This is a genomic window from Halovalidus salilacus (assembly GCF_031852275.1).
Classification (GTDB): Archaea; Halobacteriota; Halobacteria; order Halobacteriales; family Natrialbaceae; genus Halovalidus; species Halovalidus salilacus.
The window spans coordinates 877,539-900,043 of sequence record NZ_CP134700.1; the positions used below are offsets into that span (position 1 = coordinate 877,539).

Genomic DNA, 22,505 nt, shown 5'->3' on the forward strand with positions numbered 1-22,505 from the left:
CTTTCAGTCGGATAGGGCCGCCCGAGCGCCCGCGACGCCGGTTCGCCCTTTCAATCCACCAGGTACCTGCCCTTCCCCGAGTCGCGCTGCCCGCGCCGAATAGGCGCGGGCACGCGCTCCCGGCCGTTGTAATTGGCGTGCTGGCGAGGCGCCCGAGCATCAGCGAAGGCGCCTCGCTCATCCGCGAGGGGCGAGTGAGCGAGTGCAACGAGCGAACGAGTCGGCTGGGGAGGGTGAGGGTGTGGGTGGGACTGAAAGGGGCCGGCTGGCTCGGGGAGCGTGGCGGCGTGCGCTCCTCGGCTCCTTTCAGTCGCCTGCGGTGCTACAGCCCCCACGCTCCCCGAGCCAGTCGGGGGCTTTCACCGTGTACACAGTCGACGAGGCCGTTCGTTCTGACAGCTCAGCACGCACTCTTGGAATGTGATAGACACCACCCCTCCGTGATACACACCGCAGATGGGTCGCTCGAGGTCGCCGCCGGACTCGAGGCGGGCGATATCGACTCGGTCCGACATTCTAAAGCGGCCGGACTCTGTGGTTCGAGTATGGAGTATCACGAGGCGGCGGACTTTCTCTTCGACCTGCGGCGGTTCCGCCCGAAGCCGGGGACGGCGTCGACGGCGGACCTCCTCGCCCACCTCGAGAACCCCCACGACGGCGTTCGGTTCGTCCAGGTCGCCGGATCGAACGGCAAGGGCTCGACCGCGCGCATGCTCGAGCGCGTCCTGCGGGAGGCGGGGCTCTCGGTCGGCCTCTACACGTCGCCCCACCTCGAGGACGTCCGCGAGCGGGTTCGCGTCGACGGTCGGAAGATTCCGAAGTCGGCCCTCGCGGCGTTCGTCGAGGTCGCCCGACCCTACGTCACGGAGCGGGCCGCGGCCGGCGAGGCGCCGACGTTCTTCGAGACGATGACCGCCCTCGCCTGCTGGCACTTCGGCCGCGAGGCGGTCGACGTCGCCGTCCTCGAGGTCGGCATCGGCGGGAGGTACGACGCGACGAGCGTCGTCGACCCGATCGCCAGCGCCGTCACGAGCGTCACCTTAGAGCACACGGGGATCCTCGGAGACACGCGCGCGGAGATCGCCCGGGACAAGGCCCACGTGACCCCCGAGGGTGCCCCGCTGGTGACCGGCGTCTCGCCCGACGATTCCGACGTGCTCGAGGCGATCCGGGAGGTCGCGGGCGACGTCGTCACCGTGGGGACCGACGAGGAGGCGGACGTCCGCGTCGAGTACCGCGGGCGGACGAACCACACGGAGGCGACGGTGGCGATCGAGGCCGGCGGAGGCGACGGTGCGGCCGAGAGCGCTGGTGCGGGAGACTGGTCGCTCGAGGCCCGGATTCCGCTTCCGGGCGCCCACCAGGCGGAGAACGCCGGCATCGCCGCGACGCTCGCCCGGCAAGTGGTGGGCGACGACCTGACTGACGAGGCGCTGACTCGAGGGTTGCGAAACGCCCACTGGCCGGGCCGGTTCGAGGTGATGGAGACGGAACCGCTGGTCGTCCTCGACGGCGCGCACAACCCCGGCGCCTGCGAGCGCCTCGTCGAAACGCTCGAGACGTACGACTACGACGACCTCCACCTCGTCTTCGGCGCGATGCACGACAAGGACCACCGCGGGATGGCCGAAGCGTTGCCGACGCCGGCGACGGTGATCGCCTGCGAACCCGCCCTCGACCGGGCCGAGGACCGGGCGGTCCTCGCGAAAGTCTTCGAGCAAGCGGGCGTCGATCCCGACGCGATTCGCACTCAGGCGGCCGTCCAGGACGCCCTGGCGAGCGCCCTCGAGGAAGCGGACGCGGACGACTGCGTGCTCGTCACCGGCTCGCTGTTCGCGGTTGCGGAGGCCCGAAGGCGGTGGACGAGCGTCGACATCCCCAAGCGGATCCGGACCCTCGAGGACGCCCGGAAGACGCTGGAGCGGGCCCACGTCACTGAGAAGGGCGTCTGGCGCATGCGCGGGAAGGCCGTCCACCGGGTCGTGAAGACGAACCTGCAGTACCGCCAGGCGGCCTACCTGAAACAGGAGCTGTTGAGCCTCGGCGGGGAGTGCGCCCTCTCGGGCCTCCAGCGCGAGGGCGAGAACGTCGACGCGGTGTTGATGGGGACCCTCTCGCAGTTCAAGCGGCTCACGGAGAAGCTGGCGGCCCAGCCCTACGGCCTGGCGGAGGTCGCCCGGGAACTGCGAGAGACCCTCGACATCGGCGTCGCGCCCGTCGAACCGCGCTTCCCGTGGGAGGAGCGCACCGCGGTGATGGGCATCCTCAACGTCACGCCGGACAGCTTCCACGACGGCGGCGAGTACGACGCGCTCGACGACGCCGTCGCCCGGGCGGAGGAGATGGTCGAGGCCGGCGCGGACCTGATCGACGTCGGCGGGGAGTCGACCCGACCCGGCGCCGACGTCGTCCCCACCGAGGAGGAGATCGACCGCGTCGTCCCCGTGATCGAGCGAATCGCCGAGCTCGACGCCCTCGTCTCGATCGACACGCGCAAGGCCGCCGTCGCCGAGGCCGCCCTCGAGGCCGGCGCCGATATCGTCAACGACGTCTCGGGGCTCGAGGACCCGGAGATGCGGTTCGTCGCCGCCGAGCACGACGCGCCGCTGATCGTGATGCACAGCGTCGACGCGCCCGTCGATCCGACGCGCGAGGTCGCCTACGACGACGTCGTCGAGGACGTGATCGAGGAGCTCGCCGAGACCGTCCTGCTCGCGGAAAAGGCCGGCCTCGACCGGGAGCAGATCGTCGTCGACCCCGGTATCGGCTTCGCGAAGTCCGCCCGGGAGAGCTTCGAGTTGCTGGGCCGGATCGACGAGTTTCGGGCGCTCGGCTGTCCGGTCCTCTTCGGCCACTCCCACAAGTCGATGTTCGACCTCGTCGACCGCGGTCCGGACGAACGGCTGGTGCCGACGGCCGCTGCGAGCGCGCTGGCGGCCGACCGGGGCGTCGACATCGTCCGCGTCCACGACGTCCCCGAGAACGTCGCGGCGGTGAAGACCGCCCTCGTCGCCCGGAATCCGAATCGGTTCTCGTAGGTTCGTCGGTTCTTTTCCGTGCCGTCGGCGCGCGTTGACGGTCGGGCGTTCACCTGCCGGTCCAAGCTTGAACCGTGTAGACGGCGTTTTCGAAGTCGAGAACCCGACGCGGCGTCGGGCGATGTGATAGCCATGACCGAAGACCACCCGGACGAGTTCGACGAGATACCCACCGACGCGGTCGACGTACCGGAAGGAGTGAGCGAGCCATCCAGGGGGAACGCGGACGATCGGTACTCGGAGAAGGCCGACGCGTTTCCGGAGTCCGTTGAGGAACGACTCCCCGACCCGGTGATCGAACGGATTCCGGACGATCGACTCGAGTCGGCGCTCGCAACTCGAGCGCGCGACGGGACGCTGGCGATGGCCGGAGGGGGCCTCCTGTTGCTCTCCGCGCTCCGGACGAGCCACCGTCGATGGCGGGCGCTCCTCCGGGCGGTGGTCGGCGGCGGCCTCGTGGGCTACGGCCTGCGCCAGTACCGCGAGGCCGCGGCGGTCGACGAGGAACTTCTCGAGATCGAAGCCGCCGTGGCGGGGGCCACGCGAGCGGGCCCCGAGGACGTCGCGGGGGAGTCGACGAACATCGCCGAGGAGGTCGACGAGGTCACCGACGTGGCCGAGGAGGTCGACGAGCGGATCGAGCAGGGCGAAATCGACCCGCTCGGCTCCGAGTCGCCGGGGGAACGCCTCGATTCGGCGTCGGAGGCGGTGATGGCCGGCGAGGACGCGTCGGCCGACGAGTCAGGTGAAGACGAGGACGCAGCGACCGACGAGGGTTCGGACGCCGACGGCGGCGGGTCGACGGCGGACGAGTCCGAATCGGAACCGGACGCGTACGGTTCGATGCCCGATATCGAACTCCTCGAGGACGACCGCGAGGACGATGGCCCCAGATCGAAGCCGGACGTCGGCGCCGAGGACGACGTCCAATGGCGTGATGCCGCCGACGGGGACGAGTCGGAGGAGTGAACCGAACGCGGCCGAGGACGCCCGCGAGCCTCGCCGTCTCGAGACCGCGGGACGGAACGCCGCTCGGAGGAGCGGGTACCCACCGAACGATTATAATACGCTCGTTAGCTACTTTCTTCCATGCGAATGGAACTACGGGTGTGCAAACACTGCTACAACGGCGAACACGGAACGCCTCAGAAGACCGCGATCACGAAGGACATGGTCGCCTGCGCGCGACGGATCCGGGAGTACAAGGACCTCATCGGCGTCGATTCGCTCTACGTCACGATGGTCGAGGAGGGCGACGTCGGTGGCGCCGAGGCGTTACCGATCTACGTCGCGAGCATCCGGGACGACCAGATCCAGATGAACGACACGCAACTCGTGATGGAGGACAACGACGGTAGCGCCCTCGTTTATCCCGATCCCACGGACGTTCTCGAGGTACTCACGCGAAACATCGACCAGATCGCCCAGCAGACGAGGCGGGACGTGACGGTCGAGCTCTCCGAGGAGAGCGCGAAACTGATCACGTGAGTCGTCTTCGCACCTGGACTGGTATTCGATTCGAATCCGAACGCCGAATCGCCCCTTCTCGCCCCTCGTTTCGCCACCGCTGTAACGTAATCGTACGGATACTATCTCGGTGAAACGGGGGATTGCGTCGGTGTGCTCCCTTCCGATCCGCGCGACAGGTTTACAATCCCGTATTCCAATACGTGTGAGCAATGAACACGGGTGCGTTTTGTTGTTCGTGCGCCGGGACGTGTAACGTCGATCTGGAGGAGGCGCGGGAGATGGTCGAAGACGTCGAGGTCGCCGCGAGTTCCCGGTTGCTCTGTCAGGATTCGCTTGCGGCGTTCGAGGGGGTGATCGAAGAGTACGAACTCGACGAGATGATCGTCACCTGCCCTGAGGCGAAGGCGCAGGAGAAAATCGTACGGGCCGCAGAGGCTCGAGGGCTTCACGCCGACGATATCCAGTTCGTCGACCAGCGGGAGGGGGCGGGCTGGGTGCACGACCGCGCGGCGGCGACCGAGAAGACCGCCCGCCTGATCAACGCGGCCCGCGCTGGACGGGAAGAGGCGGCGGTGCCCCGAACCAGCGTCCACCGGGCCGGGTACGATGTCGTCGTCGTCGGCGACGCCGAGACGGCCGCGGCGATGGCCGAGTCCGCGGACGTAGCGTTGATCGCCAACGGCGAGGACCTGGCGGACGCGAACGTCGACCTCAGGGCCGTCGACGTCGAGCGCGGTCGGGTCGTCGACGTCGACGGCTCGTACGGCGAGTTCGAGGTGACGCTCGAGGCCCGCGTGACCGACGACTGCATCTCCTGCATGAAGTGCGTCCACGCGGGCCCCGACGGGCTGGTGACGCGCCACCCGGTCGACGTCGACCCGGACGCCACCGCCGGCGAGTGGATCGAGGTCTGTCCGACCGACGCCATCGAGATGGGGGGCGTCGAGCGAACCGTCGAGTGCGACCAGGTGCTCTACCCCGACGGCGACGACGGTACCGTGGGCGGTCGACGGGGGTTCCACACCGGTCCGGTCGACGCGGCGACGATCGACGAGGTCCAACGCCTGCTCGGCGGGTTCGAGGGGATCGACTTCCTGGACCTCGAGATGGACGTCTGCGCCGGCGGTCAGGCCGGCGAGATGGGTTGTAACGCGTGCGTCGAGGCCTGTCCGCACGGCGCGGTCGAGCGAGCCGATATCGACGAGGTTCGGTTCCACCTCGACAGCTGTCAAAACTGCGGGGCCTGCACCAGCGCCTGTCCGACCGGCGCGACGCAGCTTCGGAAGCCGAGCAACGCTCGAATCGCCCGCGAGGTCGAGGCGTTGCTCGCCCCGACCGGCGACGACGGCGGCTTCGTCAGCGGGTTGCTCGGCCGTTCGGAATCGGGAATCGAGACGCCGATCGTCGCCTTCACCTGCTCCGAGCGGGCGGGCGAGGCCCTCAGGGAGTACGGTCGGTTGGCGGCGGCGGGCCGTGAGGAGCTCGAGTACCCGCCGATCCTCCCCGTCGAGGTCAACTGCGCCGACACGGTCGGGGAGGCGCACGTGCTCCACGCGCTGGCGGCCGGCGCGGACGGCGTCGCGGTCGTCGGCTGCGGCGGAAGCTGCCTCCACTCCGGACCCGATCCGAAACTCGAACTCGTCGAGCGGCTCAACCGGGCTACGACCGATCTCGGCCTGGGGGAGCGCGTCGCCTTCTTCGCGCCGGATCCCGACGAACCGGAGGCGTTCGTCGAAGGGGTCTCGCTGTTCGCCGCGGACGGCCTCGAGCCGTCGCCGGTACCCGCCGGCGAGCACGAGGCCGCGGGGACGATCGACGATCCGGAGCGGGAGAACCCGGCGTTCGACACTCACGCCTGGGCGCTGGAGAGCGTCCGCGCGATCCTCGAGCACGTCGAACCCGAGCGGGAGGTGATCCGCGGGCTCGAGAGCTTCGGGGTCGTCGAGGTCGGCGACGGCTGTACGCTCACGCCGACGTGTACGAACTACTGTCCGACCGACGCGCTCAGGCGCACGGAGATCGGCCTCGAGTTCAACCACGAACGCTGCGTCAACTGCGGCCTGTGCGAGGAGGTGTGCGTCGAGGGCGTCATCACCGTCGACGCCGGGCTCGACCTCTCCCTGCTGCCGGAGAACGCCGAGCGTGAGACCGACGAGGATCCCGCCTGGCGCCGGGTGTTCGAGGGGGAGATGCTCGCCTGCGTCGGCTGTGGCGAGGAGTTCACCAGCGAGGCGACCGCCGCGGCGATCGAAGAGCGGATCGGCGATCGGATCGCCGAACTCGCCCCCCACGCCGAGGGGAGCATCATCCGGTACTGTCCGTCCTGTCGCACGAGACTCCTGCACGGTGGGTGAGCGTCCGACGGCGGCGTCGCCCGGTACAGCGGTACGCGATCGCCACGTCGGTACCCGGATCGCCGCTCACTCTGGGTGTTCTACCTCCCAACCAGCCTTCTCGGCCGCCGTCTCGAGCGGGACGAACTCCCAGTCGGCGGCATCGGCGATCCGCTCTTCGCCCTCGCACCCGACCAGGACCATCCGGTCGGCGTAGAACATCGATTCCGGAGTGACGTCGGCGAGTCGCGCGTCAGGTCCGGTTTCGGACCCGCCGAAGAAGTCCAGGTCGATCATCGCGTCCCGCTGGAACTTCCGGATGACCGGCGTGGAGACCTCTCCGACGATACCGATCCAGTCGGCCCAGCCGCGCGCGTCCGCGATGGCGACCCGCGGATTCGCGAGTCGGTTGATCGCCTGGAATGTCAGCGCGAGCGTCATGTCGTCGGCTGGTTCCGCCCCGCCGTGGCCGGTGGTTTGAGGAGAGGTGTCGGACGTCCCTCGGTCGGGTTTCGACCCCGAATTCGCGGGGGACGACTCGTCCGTTCTGGACGCCGGGCCGGCCCCTGCACCGCCTTGCTTCGCCGGAACGCCGACGGGTTTACCAGGGGTGCGCGGAATCCGCGGAGTACGTTTCGAGTCGCTCGACCCTTCCCCGCCTTTTTCGCCGTCATCGACCTCTTCCTCGACGTTCTCGCGGCCGATCGAAGCGTCGACGTCGTACCGAGACCGCGACTCCCCGTCGGGATCGCCCCCGCCGCGCCAGAACCAGTCGCCGTAATTCGACTCCCGCTCGTCGTCCTGCGACTCGTCGACCTCGAGTTCGTCGAGGTCGATGCTGTCCGTCATCGTCGATCACCGGTCGGGCGCGAAATCACGCCCACCGTGCGGATCGCCGACCGAGGGGTCGAGCCGTCGGTGAGTGCACCGCTGCTCGTCGACGGACCTGCGGAACGGTCGGGCCACAGCGGTTCGGGGGTCATCGTGATGGACATCGTCCGGTACATGGCGAGCAGATCGAATTAAGCGTCACGGTGTCACACACCGATTCGTCGTTCGGACGGGCGAAAAGAGGAGTAAACCTTCCGGAAACTAATAATGAGTTCATTTTCTATCACCGAAAAACAACCTCAATATACCGAAATCTCCGCGACATTCTCCGGCAACTTTATTATAGATTATTGTATTTGTCACTCTATGCCACGGTCAACACTAGACCTCGATCGGCGAGGGTTCATGAAAGCCGGCGTCGGCGGGGCCCTCGTCGCGTCGGTCGGGGGCCGGACGCTTCTCCAGCGGGAGAACGCGCAGGCTGTACAGGAGGCCGTCGACCCGGACGCGGGCGACGAACTGGTGAAGACGGTTTGTACGCACTGTTCGGTCGGGTGCGGCGTGCAGATGGCCGTCAAAGACGACACGATCGTCGGCCAGGAGACGTGGGACGACAATCCGGTCAACCAGGGCGGGCTCTGTTCGAAAGGCGCGTCGCTCACGCAGACGGAGAAATCCCCCCAGCGGCTGAAGGAACCGCTGAAACTCGAGGACGGGGAGTGGGTCCGGATGGACTGGGACGAGATCCTCACGGAGATTGCCGACCGCCTGAACGAGATCCGCGAGGAGACCGGACCGCACGCGACGTTCTGGTGCGGATCGGCGAAGCACAGCAACGAGGCCGCCTACCTGTTCCGGAAACTGGCCGCGTTCTACGGGACGAACAACGTCGATCACCAGGCGCGGATCTGCCACTCCACGACGGTCACCGGCATCGCGAACGTCTGGGGCGTCGGCGCGATGACGAACAACGCGAACGACATGCGCCACGTCGACGTGAACCTGATCATCGGCCACAACCCCCTGGAGAGCCACCCGGTCGCGTGGCAGCACTTCCAGGAGGCCCAGCGGCGGGGCGGCAAACACATCGTCGCCGAACCGCGGTGGACCAAAACCGCCGCCGCGGCCGACGACTACTACCAGTTCCGCTCAGGAACCGACGTCGCGTTCATCTACGGCCTCGTCTACCACATCGTCGAGAACCTCGAGGCCCACGACGAGGAGTTCATCGAGAGCCGAGTCAGCGACTGGGAGGAGTTCCGGGAGGACGTGTTGCCCCAGTACGACCTCGAGACGGTCTCTGACGTCTGCGGGACCCCCGTCGAGGATCTCCAGGAACTGGCAGAAACCCTGGCCGACGCGGACGTGAGCTGCGTCGAGTGGGCGATGGGCGGCACCCAGCACAACAACGCGAACGGCAACGTCCGCGCGTACGCCATCCTGAACCTCGCGCTCGGACACGCCGCGCAATCCGCCGGCGGGACGCCCATCTTCCGCGGACACGACAACGTCCAGGGTGCGACCGACCTCGGGGTCGACTCGAGCACGCTGCCGGGCTACTACGGACTCGACCAGAGCGCCTGGGAGCACTGGACGAACGTCTGGACGGAGACGGAGAGCACGTCCGGGGAGATCTCCTACGAGGAGATGGTCGACCGGTTCCACTCGACGGAGCTGATGGAGAAGAACGGCTTCACCGTCGCCCGATGGTTCGAAGGCGTCCTCGACGACGAGTGGGAGATCTACCAGCCCGATCCGATCAGGGCGGCGATCTTCTGGGGACACGGCCTCGGCTCGCTCAGCGAGTACAAGAAGGTTCGGCGGGCGGTCAACGAACTCGACTTCATCGTCAACGTCGACGTCTTCCCGAATCAGGTCGCCGAACTGGCCGAGTCGGACACGGACGTCTACATGCTGCCGGTGGCGACGAACATCGAGGAGCCCGGAAGCGTCACCAACACCGGGCGAAGTATTCAGTGGCGGTTCCAGGCGACGTCGCCCGCGCACAACTCCCGCATGGACTGGCGTTTGATCTGCGACTTCGCCGACCACCTCGGCTTCGGCGAGCACTTCGACTACGACGAGGTCGAGGACGTCACTCGCGAGTGGAACCTCGGGACGCGTTCGGTCGGCTACGTCGGGCAGACCCCCGAGCGACTCAAGGCGCACATGGAGAACGCCGATCTGTTCAGCGTGGAGAACCTCAGGGCCGACCTCGACGAGGACGAGGTCGACGGCGTGTTAGACGGGGACTACTACGGGCTTCCGTGGCCGTGCTGGCACGACGAACACCCCGGGACGCCCATCCTCTACGACGACAGCAAGCACCCCGCGGAGGGTGGCATGGACTTCCGCGCTCGCTGGGGAACCGAGGGACCCGACGGACAGAACATGCTCCGGAATCCCTACGAACCCGACTGGTGGGACGGCGTGATCGAAGGCGTCCCGCAGTACCCGATGTACGCCACGGTACTCCCGGACGGCGATCCCTCGGACAGGACCATCCCCATAGAGTACGCCGAGGACGAGAGCCGATCGGTCTACGACGCCGCCGCGGCGCTGGCCGAGGAGGGGTACGACGTCGATCCCGAGGAGTTCGCCGAGTACGACAACCCGCAACCCGACTCCCCGTGGGGGCGCGGTCGCGCGCGGATCAAGGCCTGGAACCTCACCGACGAGTACCCGGTCCACCGCGAACCCGCGGTCACGCCGCGCCCCGATCTCGTGGAGGAGTTCCCGTGTAACGATCGCGTCGAAGACCACTGGCGCCTCGAACTCGATAACGCGAAAGTCCAGCAGGACAACATCGACGCCGTCAACGAACTCGAGGAGCGCGGCGACCACGTGATGGTGCTCACATCGGGCCGACAGGTCGAACACACCGGCGCGGGCGGCGAGACGCGGAGCACGAAGGGCCTCGCCTGGCGGGCGCCGATGATGTACCTGGAGATCAACCCGACCGTGGCCGACGACCTCGGCGTCGAAACCGGCGACTGGATCGTCACCACGACGCCCCACGCCGAGATGGTTCTCCAGGCGAACGTCACCGAACGGGTTTCCAGGGATCTCGCGTTCGCCCCGTTCCACTGGAGCGGCATCCTGGAGGGCGAGAAGCTGTCGGACAACTTCCACGGAGACCTGGAGGGCATGAAACCGTTCGTGATCGGCGAATCCATCAACGCCGGCACCGCACCGGCGTACGACCGGGAGACGCAGATGCAAGAGACTAAAACCACCCTCTGTGCCGTCCGAGTGGCGGAAGGAAACGAGATTCCGCAACTCTCGGACGAGCAACTCGAGTGGCAAGAACAGCTGAAGAAACGCGACAAACGGTGATTGAAATGAGCACGCAACAATCAGACGGACCGGCGCGAGTGATTCCCAACTGGGAGTCCTGTATCGATTGCGGCGCCTGCGAGGTCGCCTGTCAGCGAACGTGGGATCTCCCCACCGACACCCAGCGGATCCAGGTCGTCCGAATCGCACACGGAACCGAAGACGAGACCAACAAACCGATGCAGTGTTACAACTGCGCCGACGCACCCTGCGTCGAGGTCTGTCCGACCGAGGCGCTGCACTACCGCGACAGCGGCACCGTCCGCGTGAGCGGCGACCGCTGCATCGGGTGTCACTACTGCGGCGTGGCCTGTCCGTTCGGCGCCCCGCAGTACCCGAAGTCGAAGGTGCCCGAGGCCGAGGAGTCCAAACCCGTCGGCGTCCGCGGCGACGGCCTGATGGACAAGTGTACGACCTGCGAACCGCGCCAGGAGGAAGAGCTCGAGCCCGCCTGCGCCTCGGAGTGTCCGACCGACGCGCTGCTGTTCGGCACGCCCGACGAACTCGCGGAGAGACTCGGCGACGATGGGGTGTCGACGCCGTTCGACGACGAAGCCGCGCGAATCGTCTTCGGAGATGACGCGGATCGGATCGTGGGGGAGTGATCGACGATGGTCGTCGAAATCGCCTACGAACTCCCGTACGAGGACTGGGGATGGAAAGTCGGTCTGTACGTCGCCCTGATCGGTATCTCCGGCGGCGCGTACCTGTGGGGATACGCAGCCGACGTTCGCTCGCGAAACGCCGACTCGCAGGCGCACGGGCAGGTCGCCAGGTACGGCTACCTCACGGGCTTGCTCGGAATGGCGATCGGACCGCCGATCATGCTGACACACCTCGCGACCCCGTTGCGAGCGATGATCCTGCCCACGACGATGACCAACTTCGCCTCGTGGATGACGATCGGAGCGTACTTCATCGGTGGCTTCGTCCCGGGTGTACTCCTGATGTTCGTCTGGGCCGCGTTCGGGTCCCAACGGCCCCACAGTCCTAGCGCGGTCGACGGTAGTGCCAAAGCGACGACCGATGGCGGTCGGGACGTCGCATCGGACGGCGACGCGGCCAAGGCAGCTACCGGCGGCGGAACGGCCGACGGCGTCCGCGGCATCGTCGGTCGAATCGGTTTCCTCGGACTGCTCGACGACCTCGCCGATAGGACCCGCCCGTCGGAGACGGCACGGCTGGTGATCGGCGGTGTCGTCGCCCTCTTCGCCGCCGGCGTCGTCCTCTACTCCGCGATGGCGCTCGGCTCCGGATCGATGGAACGGGTTCCGCTGTGGGACAAGACGTACCTCGTTCCGGTGCAACTGCTCAGCGGACTCGGCGCCGGGTTGTTCGTCGCGGTCGGCCTCTCCGCGTTGGAGAGCCGAAGGGTCGGAACGCCGTTGCGGAACTACTCGCTGATCGCCGCCGGGTTGCTCGCGGCGTCGCTGATCGCCATCGTCGCGACCGTGACGTTGCTCCCCGGTGAGTCCGAGACCGCCGCCGCGTCGGTCGACAACATGCTGACCACCTACGCCGGGCTGTTCCTCGGCGTGGCGCTCGTCGGGGGAATCGCGCTCCCCATCGCGCTGTCGATCGGCGCCGCGTTCGGTCAGCGCGCCGACTCGCTCCCGGAGAACGCCGTCGTGGCGTCCTACGCCGCCGCTGCAGCTCTGGTGGTCGTCGGGAAGATCGCCCTGGCGCTGACCTACCTCATGGCCGCGGAGTTCACGACGCTCCCGCTCCCGGTGTGACCCCGGACCACCGTTCGGTCTCCCCGACGTCGGGAACGCCGAACCGCGAACCGGAAGGTGCGAACCATCCCAACAGATACCCACGAACTATGAGAGACGCTGACGACGTGACGAACGAACTCGCGAACTTGTACGCCTTCCTGTCTCGAGTGATCGCGGACCCGCCCGACGAGGCGTCGGTCGAACGGCTCGCGGAGCAGGAGTTTCCCGCGGAGGCGTCGCTGCAGGCGCTCGAGAACGGCTTCGAACTCCTCCGGACGTGGCAGTCGGAGATCGACGACCCCGCCGACGAAGCCGAGCGGCTCAAACGAGCACACACCGCGCTCTTCGTGGGCCCGCGGCCGAGACTGCAGATTTACGAATCCTGGTACGCGGGGGACTACCTCGGAAAACCGCTCGCGGCGGTCAAGAGCTCCTACCGAGACCTGGGCATCCGGCCGACGGACGATCTCCGCGAGGAACCCGATCACGCGGGCGTCGAACTGGCCGCCCTCGAGATGCTCGCTCGAGGCGGCGACGACGAGTACCGGCGAGCGTTCCTCGCGGCCCACGGCTGGTGGATTCCGGACCTCGCCGAGGACGTCCGCGAGAAGGCCGACCACCCGCTCTACGAGGGTGTCGGGTGGTTGATCGAGGGCGTGTTCCAGACCGACGCGTACCTCCTCAGCCTTGATTCGGACGACCTCTCCCCCGGCTATCAGGTCCCTCCGTCGGCGCGTAACGGTAACTGACCCCCGACTCGTTCTCCTGATCCGTTCCGCTCTTCCCCGTTTTCGGACCCGCGTTCGGGACCCATCTCGCGACGGCGCCGAGCAGTTCCACGTCCGGACGTGCGGGCGCGAACGCTCGTCGCCGACGTCGGCCGTCGGTGATCCGACGGTTGCCGCTCGCCGATCACCGCCCGTCGAGAATCTCCTCGACGCCGTCCGGGGTGAGCGACTCGAGTCCGAGCCCTCGGATCGTCTCCGCCGTCGGAACGCCGTTTTCGTCCCAGCCGCGCCGCTCGTAGTACCGATCGAGCATCGCGTCGAACGCGTCCGGATCGATTCGCCCGCCGTCGTTTGGCCCCCCTTCGAGCGGTTCGGTGAGCCGTTCCGGAAGTCGGTCGTCCGACCTCGAGAACCCCTCGCGCACGTTGAACAAGCGCACGAGCGTCCAGATTCTCGCGCCGACGCGGCGGAGGTCCGCCGGTTCGTACGTTCGGTCGACGGCGGCGAGCCACTCCGCGCCGAGGTCGGCCGTGAGCGCCTCGCCGAAGAAGTCGTCGGCGATGAGGCTCCAGAGGACGGCCCGGCGGTCCTGCTCGGCGACGACCGTCTCCACGCGACCGGCGGTCGTCCACTCCGTGCCGTCGATCGCCTCGAGTTCGACCGGGCGCGCCCGACGGTGGCAGGCGCCCCGGTCGCTCGTCGCGTACGCGAGCGCCATGGACGCCGCACCGCGGGGGTCGTACGACGGCAGTTCCATCCCCTTCACCGACGGGATCAACTCCTCCCCACCGTAGGTCGCGGTCGCCGCCTCGACGCCGTCGGCCAGCGCGTCACCCAGCGGCGTCGATCGCGTCGCGATCTCCTCGACGAGTTCGCGCGCGGCGTCCCCGTCGCCGAAGGAGAGATCGCGCTGGACGACTCCTTCCTCGCTCGCGCGAATCGCCCACGCGACGGCGTTCCCGCTCGAGATCACGTCCAGCGCGAGGCGGTCGCAAACCGAACCGAGCGTCGCGACGGCGTCGAAGTCGTCGATGCCGAGCCCGGCCCCCAGCACGATCGGGGTCGATCCTCGCGGGACGCTCTCGCCGTCGTCGCTTTCGACTCGAAAGCCGCCCGGGACGGGGTCGTCCGCTCGTTCGCGATCGTGGGCGGCGTCGCGGATCGCTTCGATGCCCACGCCCTCCGCGCCGTCGAACGAACCCTCCTGCCACCCGCGGGTCGGGAGGACGCCGGTCTCGTTCGCGAAATCGAGCGTTTCGACCGTCTCACTGGCCGCGTGCCAGCGGCCGGTGTCGTCCTCCGCGAACCTGGTCTCGTACCGCTCGCGCAGCGCCTCGAGCTCCCCGTCGGGCTCGAGCGGTCCGTCGCGGGCGACCACCGCCTTCAGGCGCTTCGAGCCCATGACGGCGCCTGCGCCGCCGCGCCCGGCGTGGTGGTCGCCGCCGTCGGTCGCGATGGTCGCGTAGGAGACCCGATTCTCGCCCGCGGTGCCGATGCAGGCGACCGCCGCGTCCGCCAGCCGCTCGTCGGTCTCCCGAGCGTCGAGCCCCCACAGGTCCTCGGCCGGCAGGATCGAAACCTCACCCGCCTCGACCTCGAGGACGACCGGTCGATCCGCCCGGCCGGAGACGACGACGCCCACGTGACCGCCGAGCGAGCCGGCCAGGCGGCCGGCCATCGATCCGCCAGCGTAGGAGTCGAGGAACGTCCCCGTCAACGGGGACTTCGTCACGACGACGTACCGCTGTTCGCCCGGCAAGTAGCCCGTGAGCGGCCCTGTCAGGACGCAGAGGACGTTCGAACCGCCGAGCGGGTCGACGCCGGGTTCGAGTTCCTCGTAGAGGTAGCGGGCACCGAGCCCCTTCCCGCCAACGTACTCCCGCAGCCACGAATCCGGCACCGGTTCGCTCGTCACGGATTCGTCCGCGAGATCGACGCGAACGATGGAATCGGTCCCTGCCATGTCGTCTCTTCCCAATAACCGCCCGGCGATAATTAAAAGTTCCCGAACGAGTCGTCGGATTGGTTTGAATACGTAAGCGTCTATCCGACGGAGGAAATACGAGTCCGTCGATCGGTGCCGCGAGCGGGTCGTATCGTTCGTCTCGTCGGTCGCGTGAACCGCCCGGCGATTCGTCAGAACGTACTTGTTCTCGAGCGGCCAACGCCTTTCCATGGCAGACGGAGAGTTCGAAGGCTACGGGGGTCGGTACGTCCCCGATCCGTTACAGGAACCGCTCGAGCAACTCGCGACGGCTTACGACGAGGTGGCGGGGAGCGAGGAGTTCCAGGCGGAGTTCCGCGACCTCCTCGCGGAGTACGCGGGTCGACCGACGCCGCTGTACTACGCGCGAAACCTGAGCGACCGCTACGGCGCCGACATCTTCCTCAAGCGGGAGGACCTGCTCCACGGCGGGGCGCACAAGATCAACAACTGCCTCGGGCAGGCGCTGCTCGCCAAGCGGGCCGGGAAGGAACGACTCATCGCCGAGACCGGCGCCGGCCAGCACGGGACGGCGACCGCGATGGTCGGCGCCCTGCTGGGCCTCGAGACGGAGATCTACATGGGGAAGAAGGACGTCGAGCGCCAGGAGATGAACGTCTTCCGGATGCGGCTGATGGGCGCCAGCGTCAACGAGGTCACCCGCGGCGGCCAGGGCCTCGCGGACGCCGTCGACGCCGCGCTCGAGGACTTCGCCGAGAACGTCGACGACACCCACTATCTTGTGGGCAGCGTCGTCGGTCCCGACCCGTTCCCGCGAATGGTCCGGAACTTCCAGTCGGTCATCGGCGAGGAGGCCCGCGAGCAGTTCCGCGACCGGACGGGCGACCTCCCCGACGCGGCGGTCGCCTGCGTCGGCGGCGGCTCGAACGCGATCGGCCTCTTCCACGCCTTCCGCGACGACGACGTCGACTTCTACGGCGCCGAGGGCGGCGGGAAGGGCGCGGACTCGAGTAAGCACGCCGCGCCGCTGGCGAAGGGGAAGGACGACGTCATCCACGGCATGAAGACGCGGGTGATCGACGAGGACGTCGAGGTCCACTCGGTCTCGGCCGGCCTCGACTACCCCGGCGTCGGCCCCGAGCACGCCATGTTCCGCGCGGTCGGCCGCTGTGAGTACACCGGCGTCACCGACGAGGAGGCGCTGGCGGCGTTCCGGGAGCTCAGCGAAACCGAGGGGATCGTTCCGGCCCTCGAGTCGAGCCACGCGGTCGCACGCGCGATCCGGTTGGCCGAGGAGGGCGACCACGAGACGATCCTCGTGAACCTCTCCGGGCGCGGCGACAAGGACATGGAGACCGCCGCCTCGAAGTTCGACCTCTAAGGCGGATCGCCCGGGTTCGGTTCTCGGTCGGCGCCGATTCGATCGTCGGAGATCGATGCACCGCAGTACGGACAGCCGTGAATTTGCGTCGCCGTTCTGACCGCGGGGCTCACCGGTAGCGTCCCGCCGCACTCGGAACAGCCGAAGTTGTGGGTCGTCATGGTCGATGTGTCGGGCGGATCCCGCCCTCGTTCGTATCGACGACGGGGACCCGGAAGGGGGCTATCCCACGATATACGGGGGCGCCCACTTCTCGGCCGATTGCTGATCGCCGATCACCGTCCCGGACCGCGAGCGTGCGATGGGACGCGCCGGCCGGGAGTTCACCCACTCGAAACATATAATTAAACCTACTTCTCCGACGCTGACCAACCGGGCGAGACCGACACCTCCGACGACGAATCGGACGGAACCGACGCCTCCGATGACGACGAGTCGGAGGAGACCGACGCCTCCGGCGATGACGGTACCGGTGACGGACTCGTCGACCGGAGCGAGGTCGAACGCCACGTCCACGGGGCCGTGAACGAGGAGCGCGCGGACCACGGCGAGGGGCAACTCTCCTTCGATACGGAACTCCGCGACGTCGCCCGCGATCACAGCGCCGACATGGCCGAACGGGACTACTTCGCCCACGACGATCCCGAAGGGAACGACTTCAGCGACAGGTACGCCGACGCGGGCTACCGCTGCAGCGTCAACGGATACACGGGCGGCGAGAACCTCGCCCAGACGTGGTACGACAGGCCGGTCGAAACGGACTCCGGAACCGTCGAGCACGACACCGAACGGGAACTCGCCGACGGCCTGGTCGACCAGTGGATGAACTCCCCGGGTCACCGGGACAACCTGCTGGGCTCCCAGTGGGAGAACGAGGGAATCGGCGTGTACGTGACCGACGACGGGAAGGTCTACGCCACGCAGAACTTCTGCTGACGGCCGACAAACGACGGTCCGATCTTTTTTTTTGCGAGGGTGCTCCAAGCGTACCGCGGTCTACCCGTGACCCCCGTTGCACCCTCAGAGAATCCCCGAGTCGTCCCGCAGCGTTCGGTACAGCTCGAGGTAGCGATCGAGGACGGTCGAGCGGTCGAAGTCGGCGAACCGCTCGTCGAAATCCCGGTGCTCGAGGTCGCCCGCGTCGAGAATCGCGTCGGCCAGTTCCTGCTCGCTGGTCGTTCTGAACCCGCGGTCCCACCCCTCGACGAGTTCGTGGGCGCTCGAGTGGCGGTGGTACTCGACGATGCCGACGCAACCGGAGGCGAGCGCCCAGAGCATCTCCGTCGGGAAGACGCAGTGGGTCGCCGTCTGGGCGAAGACGTGCGCGCCGCGGTAGGCGGCGATCCGCTCGTCGCGGGTGGTTTCGCCGGCGAACGTGAGCCGGTCGTCGATCCGCAGATCGCTCGCGAGCGTCTCGTACGTCTCCCGCTCGGGGCCGTCGCCGAGGATCGTCGCGCGCCACTCCCGGTCTCGCAGTTCGGCGAGGCCGAGCAGGAGGCTCTCGAGGTTCGCCCCCTCGTCCAGTCGCCGGGCGTAGACGACGTCCGCGCGCTCGCCCGGCTCCTGGCTCCGAATCCGATCGACGTCGATCGGATTCGGGACGATCTCGATACGGCCGCCGTCGCCGCCGAGTTCCTGGACGCGCGTGGAGACGAATTCTGAGGGGACGACGATCCGATCGCCGCGCCTGGCGGCCGATCGGTACGGCCGCTCGTCCGGAATCCCGTCGGCGCCGTACCACTCGACGAGCAGCGGCGCCCGCGCGACCATCGAACCGGCGGCGGCGGCCCGGACCTGGCCCGGGGGCTCCGCGTTCGCCTGGATCACGTCCGGACCGATCGCCCGGAGGGTGAACGGGAGCCGGACGACGAACGCCGTTCGGGCCTCGAGACCGCCGGAGACGCCGTGGTAGGTGATCTCCTCGCGCTCGAACGTCGCGTGTTCGCCGTCCCAGAACTGCGCACAACAGACGTGGATCTCGTGGCCACGATCGCGCAGCGACTCGAGAACGGTCTGGAGGCGCCGGTTCGTCTCGGACTCGCGGTGGAAGACCGTTTCGAACGAGACGAACGCGATGCGCATATGCAGTCGGCACGCAGTCCCCGGTTAAAAAGTCACTTTTTTCTTCCCGTTCGGCCCCGAGACGGGGCGACCGACCCGCGTTCCGTTCCTCGAGAGCGTTCGTTCGCCGTCGACTGAGGGTGATCCGAGGGTCCCCCGTTATTCGTCGTCGCTATCGTCCTCCTCTTCGTCGCTATCGTCCTCCTCTTCGTCGCTATCGTCCTCCTCGTCATCGTCTTCGTCCTCGTCGTCACTGTCGTCTTCTTCCTCGTCGTCACCATCGTCTTCCTCTTCATCGCTATCGTCCTCTTCGTCGTCGCCATCATCTCCGTCGTCGTCGCCATCATCCTCGTCGTCGCTGTCGTCTTCGTCCTCGTCGTCGTCGTCATCATCTTCCTCTTCGTCGTCGCTATCGTCTTCGTCTTCCTCGTCGTCACCATCATCTTCCTCTTCGTCGTCGCTATCGTCTTCGTCTTCCTCATCACCCTCATCGTCCTCTTCGTCTTCCTCGTCGTCCTCTTCGTCTTCCTCGTCGTCCTCTTCGTCACCCTCGTCTTCCTCGTCATCCCCGTCTTCCTCGTCATCCCCGTCTTCCTCCTCGTCATCTTCGTCGCTGTCGTCCTCCGCCTCGTCTTCGCCATCACCGTCGTCTTCCTCGTCTTCGTCACCGCCGGCCGACTCGTCACCATCGTCGCTCTCCTCGAGATCCTCGTCGGAAACGGCGTCCTCGGAATCGACGTCCGTGACCTCATCGTCACCCTCTTCCGCGTCGTCGAGTGAGTCGGACGGGCCGGACGACTCTTCCAACGGGGATGCGAACCCGGGATCGACCACTGCGATCGTCAGTCCGAAGACGGCGATCACGACGAGAATCGCCGTCGCGACGGCCCAGAGCGAGAGCGATTCCTCGAGCGGACCGTCCTTTCGTACGCTCATGATGCGCGTAGCTACGGGTCGAGAGTCGCTTTGTTAGGCGCAGCCAACTGGCTCGAGGGCGGTTCGGTGACGGCGAGTCGGCCCGGACGAGCGACCCGGTTGCCAGCGGTTCTACCGATCGATTCGAACGGTCACGGTCTCGGAAACGATTCTAGTCGCTCCTTGAACCGCGCTGTGCGACGATCTAGTCCGATCACAAACGCGTCCGTCAGGGCGGATCGAACGCTCGATGTTTCCGTTCCCGGACTCGACCCACGGTCCTCTGGCATACGGGGCACGTCCTCCCTCGTCGCTCGAGGAACGCCGACTCGAATCGTCAGCGTTCGGCCCGCACGTCGGTGGGGGTGACCGACCGACGCGACTCGGGGAAACGGTTTACCGCTCGGCCTCCCGAGACGTGGTACATGGGATCGAGATCCGGAACGGAACCCGAATCCGGGCGCGACGGCGATCGCGACCCCGGTGCCGGCACCTATTCGATCGAACGCTACCTCAACGTCCGCAGCGCCTACGGGGCGTCGTTCGGACCAGAGGGCGAGCGCCTCTCCTTTCTGATGAACACCACCGGCGTCCCCCAGGTCTGGACGCTCGAGTCGCCGGGCGAGTGGCCCGAACAGCGGACCTTCTACGACGAGCGGATGACGTTCGCATCGTGGTCGCCCGAGCGTCCGGAACTCGTCTTCGGTATGGACGAGGGCGGGAACGAGCGCGCGCAACTGTTCCGCCTCGACGTCGAACCGGGCGCCATCGAGAACCTGACCCGGCACCCGGACGCCAAACACCGCTGGGGCGGCTGGAGTCACGACGGAGACCGGTTCGCGTTCACCTCGAACCGCCGCGACGGGGCGGTGTTCGACGTCTACGTGCAGGGCCGCGAGGAGGTCGGCGACGAGGCCGAACTCGTCCACGAGGGCGACGGCTGGCTCACGCTCTCGGGGTGGCATCCCGACGACTCCCGCTTGCTCGTCTCGAAGGCGTACTCTAACTTCGACCAGGACCTCTACGTGCTCGACCTCGAGTCGGGCGAGTTCGACCACCTCACGCCCCACGAGGGCGACGTCCGCTACTACGGCGCGAGCTGGGCGCCCACCGAGGCGGACGGCTGGGAGGCCGGCGACGGCGTCTACCTCGTCACGGACGAAGGGGAGGAGACCGACACCCTCTACCTGGCGTACCTCGACCTCGAGACGGGCGACCTCGAGACCGTGGTCGACGGCGGCGAGTGGAACGTGACGGGGATCGCGCTGGACGACGAAACGGGGCGGTTCGTCTACTCGCGGAACGTCGAGGGCTACACGGAACTGACCGTCGGCCAGTTCACCGGCGATGAGCCGGCGGCGTTCGAGACGTTCCCCGACCCCGACCTCCCCGGCGGCGTCTCGGGGGGCGTGAGCTTCGACCCCGACGCCGAGCGCTTCGCGCTCTCGACCACGGGCGATACGGTCAACACGAACGTCTTCGTCGTCGACGTCAGGACGGGAAAATCGACGCAGTGGACCCGCGCCCCCACCGCCGGCATCCCGCCGAAGACGTTTCGAGAATCCGATCTCGTTCACGTAGAGAGCTTCGACGGCCTGGAGGTCCCCGGCTTCTTCACCCTGCCCGAGGAGTACGAGGAGGGCGAGACCCCGGTCATCGTCGACATCCACGGTGGCCCCGAGAGCCAGCGGAAGCCGTCGTTCTCGAGCGTGAAGCAGTACTTCCTGAACCGCGGCTACGCCTACTTCGAACCGAACGTCCGGGGCTCGTCGGGCTACGGCTCGCAGTACGCGAGCTTAGACGACGTCGAGAAGCGGATGGACTCGGTCGCGGACGCCGCGGCCTGCGCCGAGTGGCTGGCCGACCACCCAGCGATCGATCCCGACCGAATCGCCGCCTACGGCGGCTCTTACGGCGGGTTCATGGTGCTCGCCTCGCTCACCGAGTACCCCGACCTGTGGGCGGCGGGCGTCGACGTCGTCGGCATCGCCAACTTCGTCACCTTCCTCGAGAACACGGGCGAGTGGCGCCGCGAACTCCGCGAGGCCGAGTACGGCAGCCTCGAGGAGGATCGTGAATTCCTCGAGTCCATCTCGCCGATCAACAACGTCGAGACGATCGAGGCGCCCCTGTTCGTCCTCCACGGGGAGAACGACCCACGCGTGCCGGTCGGCGAGGCCGAACAGATCGCCGAGGAGGCGCGCGAGCAGGGCGTCCCCGTTCGAACGCTGATCTTCGAGGACGAGGGGCACGGCTTCTCGAAGCTCGAGAACCGCATCGAAGCCTACTCGGCGATCGCCGACTTCCTCGACGAGCACGTGTGAGCGAGGAGCGAGTACCCTCTTTACGGTCACCTACGTCTCGATCGCCATCGGCATCTCCGCGGCGACCGCCTCCCGCTCGCGAGCGATGGGCGGCGCGATCGGTGTTTTCTTCGTGACGAACGTCCTCGTCCTGCTCGGCCTCGTGAGGACGGCCCTCGACTGGTTCTTCAACGATCTCCTCGGGGCCGACCTCTCGACCGACCTGCTCTCGCTCGTCGAGGCGCTCGTGAGCCCGACGGTCGCGTTCTTCAACGCGCTGGACCTCGTCCTTCCGGACCAGGTCGCCCAGACGCCGCCCGACGCTCCGTGGTACCTCGACGGCGAGGTGATGATCGTCGTCATGCTCGCGTGGCTCGTGGCCCCGCTCGTCGTCGGACTGGTGACGTTCGAGCGGGCCGACCTCGGTTAGGCTCACCCGTGCCGCC

The 22,505-nt window shown here is 67.6% G+C and carries 17 protein-coding genes and 1 pseudogene; 12 read left to right on the top strand and 6 right to left on the bottom strand.

All coding sequences use genetic code 11. The features are described 5' to 3' along the window. The first annotated feature begins 545 nt into the window (after positions 1 to 545). From folP to RJT68_RS04345, 4 genes are all read left to right on the top strand, one after another. Complete coding sequence (gene folP / locus RJT68_RS04330; protein WP_407040322.1) at positions 546 to 3,038, top strand: dihydropteroate synthase; 2,493 nt, start codon at positions 546 to 548, stop codon at positions 3,036 to 3,038. Between the two features lie 132 nt (positions 3,039 to 3,170). Beyond that, a complete protein-coding gene (locus RJT68_RS04335; RefSeq protein ID WP_407039146.1) occupies positions 3,171 to 4,007 on the top strand; it encodes a hypothetical protein in 837 nt (278 codons plus the stop codon). 120 nt (positions 4,008 to 4,127) lie between these two features. Next, positions 4,128 to 4,526, top strand: coding sequence for a hypothetical protein (locus RJT68_RS04340; RefSeq protein ID WP_407039147.1), 399 nt, complete (start codon positions 4,128 to 4,130; stop codon positions 4,524 to 4,526). 191 nt (positions 4,527 to 4,717) lie between these two features. After that, positions 4,718 to 6,862 (top strand): hydrogenase iron-sulfur subunit, encoded by a 2,145-nt coding sequence (locus tag RJT68_RS04345; RefSeq protein ID WP_407039148.1) that lies wholly within the window; start codon positions 4,718 to 4,720, stop codon positions 6,860 to 6,862. Between the two features lie 66 nt (positions 6,863 to 6,928). Here the strand turns inward: RJT68_RS04345 and RJT68_RS04350 are convergent, their stop codons facing one another. Next, the gene (locus RJT68_RS04350) at positions 6,929 to 7,690 is read right to left on the bottom strand and encodes a DUF7124 domain-containing protein (protein ID WP_407039149.1); all 762 of its coding nucleotides are present in this window, start codon (positions 7,688 to 7,690) and stop codon (positions 6,929 to 6,931) included. A 348-nt stretch (positions 7,691 to 8,038) separates the two neighbouring features. Between RJT68_RS04350 and RJT68_RS04355 the strand changes: the two genes are divergently transcribed. From RJT68_RS04355 to RJT68_RS04370, 4 genes are all read left to right on the top strand, one after another. Continuing rightward, positions 8,039 to 11,008: a molybdopterin-dependent oxidoreductase gene (locus RJT68_RS04355; protein WP_407039150.1), complete on the top strand. Its 2,970-nt coding sequence runs from the start codon at positions 8,039 to 8,041 to the stop codon at positions 11,006 to 11,008. A 5-nt stretch (positions 11,009 to 11,013) separates the two neighbouring features. After that, entirely contained in the window at positions 11,014 to 11,613 is a 600-nt protein-coding gene (locus RJT68_RS04360; RefSeq protein ID WP_407039151.1) for a 4Fe-4S dicluster domain-containing protein, read from the top strand. 6 nt (positions 11,614 to 11,619) lie between these two features. Next, positions 11,620 to 12,744 (top strand): dehydrogenase, encoded by a 1,125-nt coding sequence (locus RJT68_RS04365; protein ID WP_407039152.1) that lies wholly within the window; start codon positions 11,620 to 11,622, stop codon positions 12,742 to 12,744. Positions 12,745 to 12,833: 89 nt separating this feature from the next. Continuing rightward, on the top strand, positions 12,834 to 13,475 hold the full coding sequence (locus RJT68_RS04370; RefSeq protein ID WP_407039153.1) for a TorD/DmsD family molecular chaperone: 642 nt from the start codon (positions 12,834 to 12,836) through the stop codon (positions 13,473 to 13,475). Positions 13,476 to 13,638: 163 nt separating this feature from the next. On the opposite strand, the gene RJT68_RS04375 is transcribed toward RJT68_RS04370, so the two are convergent. Further along, a complete protein-coding gene (locus RJT68_RS04375; protein ID WP_407039154.1) occupies positions 13,639 to 15,417 on the bottom strand; it encodes an aldehyde ferredoxin oxidoreductase family protein in 1,779 nt (592 codons plus the stop codon). A gap of 211 nt (positions 15,418 to 15,628) precedes the next feature. Here RJT68_RS04375 and trpB point away from each other — a divergent pair, with 211 nt between their 5' ends. Then, positions 15,629 to 16,780: a tryptophan synthase subunit beta gene (gene trpB, locus RJT68_RS04380; RefSeq protein ID WP_407039155.1), complete on the top strand. Its 1,152-nt coding sequence runs from the start codon at positions 15,629 to 15,631 to the stop codon at positions 16,778 to 16,780. On the opposite strand, the gene RJT68_RS21120 is transcribed toward trpB, so the two are convergent. Further along, positions 16,777 to 16,941 (bottom strand): DUF7560 family zinc ribbon protein, encoded by a 165-nt coding sequence (locus tag RJT68_RS21120; RefSeq protein WP_455196257.1) that lies wholly within the window; start codon positions 16,939 to 16,941, stop codon positions 16,777 to 16,779. The two genes, trpB and RJT68_RS21120, sit on opposite strands and share 4 nt — an antisense overlap. A gap of 61 nt (positions 16,942 to 17,002) precedes the next feature. Then, the gene (locus RJT68_RS04385) at positions 17,003 to 17,326 is read right to left on the bottom strand and encodes a hypothetical protein (RefSeq protein ID WP_407039156.1); all 324 of its coding nucleotides are present in this window, start codon (positions 17,324 to 17,326) and stop codon (positions 17,003 to 17,005) included. On the opposite strand from RJT68_RS04385, the gene RJT68_RS04390 reads away from it, so the two are divergent. Beyond that, positions 17,303 to 17,716, top strand: coding sequence for a CAP domain-containing protein (locus RJT68_RS04390; RefSeq protein ID WP_407039157.1), 414 nt, complete (start codon positions 17,303 to 17,305; stop codon positions 17,714 to 17,716). The two genes, RJT68_RS04385 and RJT68_RS04390, sit on opposite strands and share 24 nt — an antisense overlap. Positions 17,717 to 17,800: 84 nt before the next feature. Here the strand turns inward: RJT68_RS04390 and RJT68_RS04395 are convergent, their stop codons facing one another. Together RJT68_RS04395 and RJT68_RS04400 are read right to left on the bottom strand one after the other, a co-directional pair. Continuing rightward, the gene (locus tag RJT68_RS04395; RefSeq protein ID WP_407039158.1) at positions 17,801 to 18,862 is read right to left on the bottom strand and encodes a glycosyltransferase family 4 protein; all 1,062 of its coding nucleotides are present in this window, start codon (positions 18,860 to 18,862) and stop codon (positions 17,801 to 17,803) included. 138 nt (positions 18,863 to 19,000) lie between these two features. Then, positions 19,001 to 19,777 carry a hypothetical protein gene (locus RJT68_RS04400; protein WP_407039159.1) on the bottom strand — a complete coding sequence of 259 codons (777 nt, stop codon included), beginning with the start codon at positions 19,775 to 19,777 and terminating at the stop codon, positions 19,001 to 19,003. Positions 19,778 to 20,181: 404 nt separating this feature from the next. Here RJT68_RS04400 and RJT68_RS04405 point away from each other — a divergent pair, with 404 nt between their 5' ends. Next, on the top strand, positions 20,182 to 22,080 hold the full coding sequence (locus RJT68_RS04405; protein ID WP_407039160.1) for a S9 family peptidase: 1,899 nt from the start codon (positions 20,182 to 20,184) through the stop codon (positions 22,078 to 22,080). A 25-nt stretch (positions 22,081 to 22,105) separates the two neighbouring features. After that, positions 22,106 to 22,489, top strand: a pseudogene (locus RJT68_RS04410) (ABC transporter permease subunit); the annotation flags it as partial. Between the last annotated feature and the right edge of the window lie 16 nt (positions 22,490 to 22,505).

Excerpts from the sequence above, each read along its gene's own strand:
- RJT68_RS04355 (WP_407039150.1), top strand. The coding sequence starts at position 8,039 with ATGCCACGGTCAACACTAGACCTCGATCGGCGAGGGTTCATGAAAGCC.
- RJT68_RS04400 (WP_407039159.1), bottom strand. The coding sequence starts at position 19,777 with ATGAGCGTACGAAAGGACGGTCCGCTCGAGGAATCGCTCTCGCTCTGG.
- RJT68_RS04405 (WP_407039160.1), top strand. The coding sequence starts at position 20,182 with ATGGGATCGAGATCCGGAACGGAACCCGAATCCGGGCGCGACGGCGAT.
- RJT68_RS04365 (WP_407039152.1), top strand. The coding sequence starts at position 11,620 with ATGGTCGTCGAAATCGCCTACGAACTCCCGTACGAGGACTGGGGATGG.
- RJT68_RS04395 (WP_407039158.1), bottom strand. The coding sequence starts at position 18,862 with ATGCGCATCGCGTTCGTCTCGTTCGAAACGGTCTTCCACCGCGAGTCC.
- RJT68_RS04370 (WP_407039153.1), top strand. The coding sequence starts at position 12,834 with ATGAGAGACGCTGACGACGTGACGAACGAACTCGCGAACTTGTACGCC.
- trpB (WP_407039155.1), top strand. The coding sequence starts at position 15,629 with ATGGCAGACGGAGAGTTCGAAGGCTACGGGGGTCGGTACGTCCCCGAT.
- RJT68_RS04360 (WP_407039151.1), top strand. The coding sequence starts at position 11,014 with ATGAGCACGCAACAATCAGACGGACCGGCGCGAGTGATTCCCAACTGG.
- RJT68_RS04350 (WP_407039149.1), bottom strand. The coding sequence starts at position 7,690 with ATGACGGACAGCATCGACCTCGACGAACTCGAGGTCGACGAGTCGCAG.
- folP (WP_407040322.1), top strand. The coding sequence starts at position 546 with ATGGAGTATCACGAGGCGGCGGACTTTCTCTTCGACCTGCGGCGGTTC.
- RJT68_RS04340 (WP_407039147.1), top strand. The coding sequence starts at position 4,128 with ATGCGAATGGAACTACGGGTGTGCAAACACTGCTACAACGGCGAACAC.
- RJT68_RS04335 (WP_407039146.1), top strand. The coding sequence starts at position 3,171 with ATGACCGAAGACCACCCGGACGAGTTCGACGAGATACCCACCGACGCG.
- RJT68_RS04375 (WP_407039154.1), bottom strand. The coding sequence starts at position 15,417 with ATGGCAGGGACCGATTCCATCGTTCGCGTCGATCTCGCGGACGAATCC.
- RJT68_RS21120 (WP_455196257.1), bottom strand. The coding sequence starts at position 16,941 with ATGACGACCCACAACTTCGGCTGTTCCGAGTGCGGCGGGACGCTACCG.
- RJT68_RS04345 (WP_407039148.1), top strand. The coding sequence starts at position 4,718 with ATGAACACGGGTGCGTTTTGTTGTTCGTGCGCCGGGACGTGTAACGTC.